The sequence below is a fragment of the Arenibaculum sp. genome (genome assembly GCF_035998295.1).
GTDB lineage: Bacteria > Pseudomonadota > Alphaproteobacteria > Azospirillales > Azospirillaceae > DASYHS01.
Genome location: NZ_DASYHS010000170.1, coordinates 1 through 8,101, shown reverse-complemented (window position 1 = coordinate 8,101; position 8,101 = coordinate 1). Strand labels below are relative to the sequence as shown.

6 protein-coding genes are annotated in these 8,101 nt (G+C 70.2%); 2 read left to right on the top strand and 4 right to left on the bottom strand.

The annotated features are described in order from the left end of the window. Positions 1–86: 86 nt before the first annotated feature. A complete protein-coding gene (locus VGO20_RS16980) occupies positions 87–1,268 on the top strand; it encodes an ISNCY family transposase (RefSeq protein ID WP_327503560.1) in 1,182 nt (393 codons plus the stop codon). Between the two features lie 79 nt (positions 1,269–1,347). On the opposite strand, the gene VGO20_RS16975 is transcribed toward VGO20_RS16980, so the two are convergent. Further along, positions 1,348–1,872 carry a glutathione S-transferase family protein gene (locus VGO20_RS16975; protein WP_327503559.1) on the bottom strand — a complete coding sequence of 175 codons (525 nt, stop codon included), beginning with the start codon at positions 1,870–1,872 and terminating at the stop codon, positions 1,348–1,350. Between the two features lie 153 nt (positions 1,873–2,025). Continuing rightward, on the bottom strand, positions 2,026–3,363 hold the full coding sequence (locus VGO20_RS16970) for an aminotransferase-like domain-containing protein (protein WP_327503558.1): 1,338 nt from the start codon (positions 3,361–3,363) through the stop codon (positions 2,026–2,028). 95 nt (positions 3,364–3,458) lie between these two features. On the opposite strand from VGO20_RS16970, the gene VGO20_RS16965 reads away from it, so the two are divergent. Beyond that, positions 3,459–4,034, top strand: a complete 576-nt coding sequence (locus tag VGO20_RS16965) for a DinB family protein (protein WP_327503557.1) — start codon at positions 3,459–3,461, stop codon at positions 4,032–4,034. On the opposite strand, the gene VGO20_RS16960 is transcribed toward VGO20_RS16965, so the two are convergent. Both VGO20_RS16960 and VGO20_RS16955 read right to left on the bottom strand, forming a co-directional pair. Next, the gene (locus tag VGO20_RS16960; protein ID WP_327503556.1) at positions 3,988–5,541 is read right to left on the bottom strand and encodes an indolepyruvate oxidoreductase subunit beta family protein; all 1,554 of its coding nucleotides are present in this window, start codon (positions 5,539–5,541) and stop codon (positions 3,988–3,990) included. The genes VGO20_RS16965 and VGO20_RS16960 overlap by 47 nt on opposite strands. An 8-nt stretch (positions 5,542–5,549) precedes the next feature. After that, entirely contained in the window at positions 5,550–7,703 is a 2,154-nt protein-coding gene (locus VGO20_RS16955) for an indolepyruvate ferredoxin oxidoreductase subunit alpha (RefSeq protein ID WP_327503555.1), read from the bottom strand. Positions 7,704–8,101: the final 398 nt, after the last annotated feature.

The window sequence follows — 8,101 nt, the reverse complement described above, 5'->3', positions numbered from 1 at the left end:
TGTCGGTAACACGTCATGTGTCCGGGGTATGTAGCAAGTGATCTGTCCGATCTTAGAATCGCTCCAGCTTGGTTATGGGGGCGGAGATGAGGCGGACGGAGGTGCTGCAGGGACTACAGGAGATGAAATTCGAGGAGATCCACGATCGGTTCCGTCGCGGGCGGCTGAGCGCGACGGAGGCGGCGGAGTGGCTGGGGGTTTCGGAGCGGACGTTCTTGCGCCAGCGCCAGCGCTACGCGGAGGAGGGGCCGGACGGTCTGCTGGACCGTCGGCTGGGCAAGGCGAGCGCGCACCGGATCGCGGTGGACGAGGTCGAGCGGGTGGTGTCGTTGTATCGGGATCGCTACAGAGGGTGGACGGTGAAGCACTTCCATGAGCGGGCGCAGGAGAAGCATGGGCTGACGGCGAGCTACGGCTGGACCAAGAGCGTGCTGCACGCCTCTGGCCTGATACGGCCGGCGCCCAGGCGCTCGGCGCATCGCAAGCGGCGGCCGCGCAAGCCGCTGCCGGGGCTGATGCTGCACCAGGACGGCTCGCAGCACCTGTGGCTGCCGGCGCTCGGGCGCCAGGTCGACCTGATCGTGACCCTGGACGACGCGACCAGCGAGATCTACTCGGCCTTCCTGGTCGAGGAGGAGGGCACGGCCTCGAGCTTCCGGGGGTTGCGGGAGACGATCGAGAGGCACGGCCTGTTCTGCTCGCTCTATACCGACCGGGGCAGCCACTACTTCCACACGCCCAAGGCCGGCGAGTCGGTCGACCGCCACCACCTGACCCAGGTCGGCCGTGCCTTGAAGCAGCTGGGCATCCGCCACATCGCCGCCTATTCGCCGGAGGCGCGGGGCCGCTCGGAGCGGATGTTCGGCACGCTACAGGACCGCCTGGTCAAGGAACTGGCCGATGCCGGCATCACGACCATGGATGCTGCCAACCGGTTCCTGGCGGAGGTCTACCTGCCGGCGCACAACCGGCGCTTCGCGGTGGACGCGGCCGAGCCGGGCACGGCGCTGGTATCGTGGGCTGGTGGCGAGCTGGACGAGATCCTGTGCCACCAGGAGGACCGGGTGGTCGGCAACGACAACACCGTGACCTTCGGCCGGCTCAGGCTGCAGATCGAGCCGAGCCCGCTGCGGCCGCATTTCGTCAAGGCCACGGTCCAGGTGCGCCAGTACGACGACAGCACGCTGGCCCTGTTCTATGGGCCGCGCTGCATCGGCCGCTACGGCCCCGACGGCGCTGCGCGGGCCGTCCAAACCCAGGCGGCGTGACACGCTTCCACGCCGCACGATCCGGTCCGGGGGGCATGCCCCCCGGACCGGATCGTGAACGAAGCGGACAACTCACGTGTTACGGCCGCCGGACAACTTGACTTGTTAGCGACATCGTCGGGCAGTCGCCGACGACGAAGAGGCGCCCGTCGAGTTCCTTGTCGAGGATCTCGAAGAGGGCGGCCGCTATGGCCTTGGCGCGGCCATGGTCGATCCTGGCGCCGAACACCTGGACCAGCCGGGCGGCCGCCGGCCCGTTCACGAGCTGTCCGGCCGCGACGGTGAGCCAACGCTGGATCCGCGCCTGCTCGACCGGACCCTCGGGATACCAGCGTCGGGACGCGTCGTAGCGCGACGCGAGGTAGAGCAGGATCGCGCTCGAGTCCGCCAGGACCAGATCGCCGTCCTCGATGACGGGCACCTGGCCGAACGGGTTCATGGCGAGGAAGCCCTCGCTCTTGTGCGCCCGGGCCGGGAGGTCGACCTCGATCATCTCGAACGGAAGACGGAGCAGCGAAAGAAACAGCTGCACCCGGTGCGAGTGCCCCGACAGCCGGTGGCGGTGGAGCATGATCGGCCTGTCGGGAACCGGGGATCGGGACATCTCGAAGCATCCTGTGCTGACCAGTCGCGACCACGATGGTCGCACTCCCGCCCCGGCGCCGGAATGGACGTCCGTTCAAAGACATAATTGCACCTGGCGACACAATGGCCGCCGCCGCATCCCACGCGGCCGACGGAACGCCGGCAGTCCGGCTCATTCCGTATGATCGCTCTCGATCTCGCCGCTCGCGAGGTCCCGCAGGGTGCGGAGTGCCTGCACCAGCACCGACTGCTCGGGCGACGCCAGTGCGAGGCGCACCCCGTTCGGGGCATGGCCGGGCGTGACCGCGAACGCGCTCCCGGGGGTCAGGGCGATCCCCCGGCGCAGGGCCGCGGCCGCGAAGGCTTCGCCCCGCCACGGCTCGGGCAGCGGCAGCCAGAGGTGATAGGCGCGCGGGTCGCCCCTCGGCCCGAGGTCGCGCAGCACCTCGCGCGCGAGCGCCTGGCGCGCCCGCGCGTCGGCCCGCTTGGCCTCCACGATCCGGCGCACGCTGCCGTCTCCCATCCAGTGCATGCCCGCGGCGGCGGGCAGTCCGGACGCCGACCATGCACCGGAGCGCAACGCCGCCGCCAGCCGGCCGACGAGGGCCTTCGGCGCCACCAGCATGCCCAGCGTCAGTCCGGGTGCGATCCGCTTCGAGAGGCTGTCGACGAAGACGACGCGGTCGGGCACCAGCGCGGCCAGCGGCGCCTCCTCCGCCAGGAACGAGTAGATGCCGTCCTCGACGGCCACGAGACCGGTCGTTCGCAGCAGTTCCGCGATCTCGCCGCGCCGGGCGTCGTCCATGGTAGCACCGGTCGGACTGTGCAGGCTCGGCTGCAGGTAGACGGCGTTGAGGGGCTGGGCGCGGTGGGCCGCCGCCAGCGCGTCGGGCACGAGCCCGCGCTCGTCGATGCCGAGGGGAACGAGCGTGATGCCGAGACGCGCCGCGATCCCCTTCGCGACGGGATAGGTCAAGGCCTCGACCCCGATCCGCGCGCCCGGACCGGCCAGGGCGGCGAAGGCCGCCGCGATCGCTTGCCGGCCGTTGCCGGCGAACAGGACGTCGTCGGGATCGGGCACCCAGCCGCACCGGCTCATGAAACCAGCGGCCGTCTCCCGGACGGCCGGCGTCGCCGCCGCGCCGATCGGCCGCAGCGCCTGGGCGAAGGCACGGGACCGGACGAGATTACCCAGCGCGGCGCCAAGGATCTCGGCGTGGTCCGGCAAGACGGGGAAGATCAGCTCGAGGTCGACCGGCGCCGGGGACGGTTCCACCAGCGGCAGGTGGACGGGCCCCGGGGCGCCGCGCACGAACGTGCCGCGACCGACCTCTCCGATGACCAAGCCCCGCCGGACGAGCTCGCCGTACACGCGGCTGGCCGTCGATGCCGCGATGCCATGCCGATAGGCGAATTCCCGCTGCGGCAGCAGGCGCTCACCCGCTCGCAGGCGCCCGGTGGCGATGTCCGCCGCGACCTGGTCGGCCACCGCGATGAAATCCCGCGCCATCCGCGATTGCTCCGACATCAATGTTCCGATTGTCCCGCCGTGCCGTCGGTGCGATCAGGATGCCGCCTCCGGGCCTAAAGGGGAAGAAGATGCTGATGCCTGAAGCCGACCGCCCGGCCGCCGGAACGATGCGGATGCTGACCCGCTACAAGGCCTGGGCGAACGAACTCACCTTCTCGGCCGTCATGGCCCTGCCCGGCGATCACGCGACGCGGGAGCGTCCCACGCGTTTCGGCAACATGGTCCACACGCTCAACCACGTCTTCGTCGTCGACGACATCTTCCGCGCCCATCTCGAAGGGCGTCCCCATGGCTACACGGCCCGCAACACCGAGCGTTCCCTGCCCGTCGAGGACCTATGGGCGGCCGTACGGGCCTTGGACGGCTGGTACGTCGCCCTCGCCGACCGCCTGTCCGGGAGCGAACTCGCCGAGACGGTCCGCTTCGAATTCGTCGGCGGCGGCCAGGGGGCGATGACGCGGGAGGAGATCATCCTCCATGTCGTCAACCACGGCACCTATCATCGGGGATTCGTCGGCGACATGTTGTACCAGGTGCCGTCGGTTCCTCCGGCCAACGACCTCACCGTCTTCCTGCGCGACGTGTTCCGGCCCGCGACGCCGCTCAGCTCTCCAGCGTCGCCACCGTTTTCAGCGCGCCATCGAGATTGACGCCCTCCTCGTCCAGGAGCGCTGCCTGGCGCAAGCGGCGCAGCCAGTCGGCGCCGTCGCCGCGATGCGCCAGCAGGGGCAGCGCCGAGAGTACCTTGTCGAACTTCGCCTCGCCGCGCGCATGGGTGTCGGAATAGCCCTTCACGAGGCGGCGGCAGGCTACGACCTCCACCGCCAGGTCGTAGTTCCGCCCGAGCATGGCGGCGGCGCGGTCGAGCCAGGCGGCGACGTGCCGCATCTCGCGTTCGTGGCGGAGCGTTCGCAGGCGCATGCGCTTCATCCCGGCGACCGCGTAGAGCGCCAGGAACCAGGAGATGGTCCCCGTGCGCACCCGCCGGCCGCGGTTCACGAATCGGTCGAGCCGCGCGGTCACGGCGGGCCGGGCCTCGAACCACCGCCCGATGCCCGCCGGCAGAGTGCCGATCACCTCCTCCATGCGGGGATGCATGAACTCGGTCGTGTAGAGGAGCTGGCCGTCCCGGATGCCGACCTCGCCGCGTACGCGCGCGAACCGGCTGCCACGGGTCTTGAGGTCGGCGACGCGGATCACGTCGTCGTAGGCGAGCGCCACCGCCAGGTACTTCGCCGCCTCGCGGGTGAAGGCGAAGTCCCTGGCCTCCCCGCCCGCCGCCGCGTCGCGCCGGAGGAGGTCCTCCATACGGTCGAGATAGGCGCCGGCATAGGCCAGGTCCTGGTAGTCGACGAGTTTGCGCACGCCCGCCATCAGGAGCGCGTGCGCGCCGGCCGGGAAACCGCCGCGGATGCGCGCGACCAGCCGGTCGAGTTCCGGATGACCGAGGGTTTCGGGCAGTGCCGGCAGCGTCTTGGGCGGGGTCCGCGTCACCGGCGCCGGCAGATGCTGGCGCGCCCTGGCATAGGCGTCGGCGAAGGCGCGCAGGCTCGCCTCGACGCCCTTGCCGCCGGCCCTGATCGCGGCCTCGAAGGCATCGCGGGGGAACGGCAGCACCTCGGCCGCAGCCAGGGCGCCGAACAGGGCGGCCGAGACGACGCTGCCGGCCTTGACGGCAAGCGCCTCCATGTCGAAGGCGATGATGCGTCCGGCGGCGATGCCGGAGGCCTCCATCACCGCGCCCGGGTCGCCGATCCCGTCGCCGGGCTTCTCCTTCTCGCCCACCGCGTAGGAACGGTGCGTCGATGCGATGAGGGTGGTGCGGTCGGGCGTGACGAGCCCGCGCTGGATCGCGCGGCCGGCCTCCATGAACTCCGCCGCGATCACGACGTCGACGTCGCCCGGCGTCGGCATCAGGGCCAGGACCGGCTGGCCGGCGCCCCGGTCGGCGAGCATCTCGACGTAGTAGATCGTGGCCCCGGTGCGCTGCGCCACGCCCGGCACGGAGGTCGACTGCGCGACGAAGCCCTGGGCCTCGGCCATCGTCACGATCCAGTCCGCGAGGACGCCGCCGCCCTGCCCGCCCATGGCCAGGATGGCTATCGAGATCGGCCTGTCGGCGGAGGGGCTCCGCGGGGGCGCCTCGGAGCGGGTCATGGCCGTCCTCACGCTGGAAAGACGATGCGGCGCGCATCGCGCCGACGCTGCAGGAACCCGATCACCGCGTCGCGGACCCTCGCCAGGATGCGGTCGAAGCCGGTCGGATTGACGATGACGTCGGCGCGGTAGAAGGACGGGCAGAGCACGGCGGCCTCCGCCACCTCGCCGCAGTTGCCACAGCCGACGCAGCTGTTGTCGATGGCGGCGACCGGGTCGTCGCGCAGCGGATCGTCCAGGTGCTTCACCGACAGCGACGGGCAGCCGGACAGGCGGATGCAGGCATGGTCTCCCGTGCAGACGTCCTCGTCGACGCCGAAGCGCTCGCGCACCACCCGCCTGCCCTCCTTCACCGCCTTGGCGACGAGGGGCTTCACGCGGCGCTGCCTGTTCAGCATGCATTCGGAGGAGGCGACGATGACCTTGGGGCCCTTCTCCGCCGTCGTCAGCGCCTCCTGGAGGGTATCGCGCATCCGGCCGACGTCGTAGGTGCGGTCGATCTGGCGCACCCATTTGACGCCGATGCCCTTCACGGCGTCGACGATGCCGTTGTTGGTCTTGCGCCGCCCGTTCTCGGCGCGCGACGACGGGATGTCCTGCCCGCCGGTCGCGGCGGAATAGTGGTTGTCCACGATCAGGATGACGCCGTCGTGCTTGTTGTAGACGGCGTTGCCGACGCTGGTGGACAGCCCGTTGTGCCAGAATCCGCCGTCGCCCATGATGGAGATCGGCCGCTTGGCGGCTTCCACGTTGAACGCGGACGCGGAGGCGGGCCCCAGGCCGTAGCCCATCGTCGTGGCGCCGATGTTGAACGGCGGCAGGATCGAGAACAGGTGGCAGCCGATATCGGCCGCGACGTGGTGAGGGCCGAGATCCTTCTCGACCAGCTTCATCGCGGCGAAGATCGGCCGCTCCGGACATCCCGTGCAGAAGCCGGCCGGCCGCGCCGGGACGACGTCCGCCAGTGCCTTCACCTTGGGATCGTCCAGCACCGGCGAGGGATCGGGCAGCGGCGACTGGTTGCCCAGGAGACGGGGGGCGTGGGCCAGCACGAACTCGCGGACGCCCTTCAGGAGGACGGCGGTCGTGTACTCGCCGGCCATCGGCAGCACGTCCTTGCCGACGATGCGGGTGTCGATCCCACGCTTGCGCAGGATGTGGGCGAGCGACTGTTCGATGAACTCGGGCTGCCCCTCCTCCACCATCAGCACCGACTTCTTGCCGGCGCAGAACTCGGCAAGCTCGTCGTCGATCAGCGGATAGGCGACGTTGAGGACGTAGAGCGGGACCGCCGTCCCGCCGTAGACGTCGGCCAATCCGAGGAGCTGCAGCGCCCGCATCGCGTTGTTGTACATCCCGCCCTGCAGGATGATGCCGACCTCGCCCTGGTCCGGGCCGAACCGCTCGTTGAGCTTGCGGCTCTTGATGAACTCGACCGCCGCGGGCCAGCGCTTCTCGACCTTCTCCTTCTCGTGCAGGAACGAGGCCGGCGGCAGGACGATCCGGTTGGTGTCGCGCCTGGGATTCTCCAGAGCCTCGCGCAGCGTGAAGGAGGGGCGCCGGTTGTCCTTGGCCACGAACCGGCCGTGGACGTGGCAGGTTCGGATGCGCACCTGCAGCATCACCGGCGTGTTGGACGCCTCGGACAGCCCGAAGCCGTCCTCGACCGCCTTGACGATGCTTTCGAGATTGGGCCGCGGGTCGAGCAGCCAGATCTGGGACTTCATCGCGAAGGCGTGGCTGCGCTCCTGCATGATGGAGGAGCCCTCGCCGTAGTCCTCGCCGACGATCACGAGCGCCCCGCCGGTAACGCCGCCCGACGCGAGGTTGGCGAGCGCGTCGGAGGCGACGTTGGTGCCCACGGTCGCCTTGAAGGTGACCGCGCCGCGGATCGGATACATCACCGATGCGGACAGCATGGCGGCCGCGGCCGCCTCCGACGCCGAGTTCTCGAAATGGACGCCCAGTTCGTCGAGCACGTCCTCGGCATCGGCGAGCACGTCCATCAGATGGGAGATCGGCGCGCCCTGGTAGCCGCCGACATAGCCGACGCCGGACTGCAGCAGGGCCTTGGTGATCGCGAGGATGCCCTCGCCCCGGAAGGTCTCGCCCTCGCCGAGCTTCAGGTCCTCGACTTCGCGCGCGAACGAGCGTTCCGCCATCCTCGTCTCCCGATCGTCTGCGTATGCCGGCCCCGTCGTCCGGTCGGACACGACCGAATTTACATGCAAACGCATATTAATGCGACATGGGAGAGTCAAGCCCGGCCAGCCGCCCGAGCTGCGCATCCCGGCTCGGTCCCGCTCCTCGATTGCGGGTGCATAGGTAGGAGCCCCGCGTCTTTCCACGACCGGGGCGGCGACGCCGACCGCCCGGACGGGGTCCCGGCAAGCCGGGGCATGTCCGCAAAACTCAGGAATCTCGTGCGGATGTCCTCAGAATCCGCTGCATCATGGCCTGGAAGGCGCGCGGGCTCCTGTAGCCGACTGCGGCCGCCACCTCATGCCTGGCGCCCCCGCGGGCCTGCCGGGTCAGCGCCTCGAGCAGGCGGACGCGACGC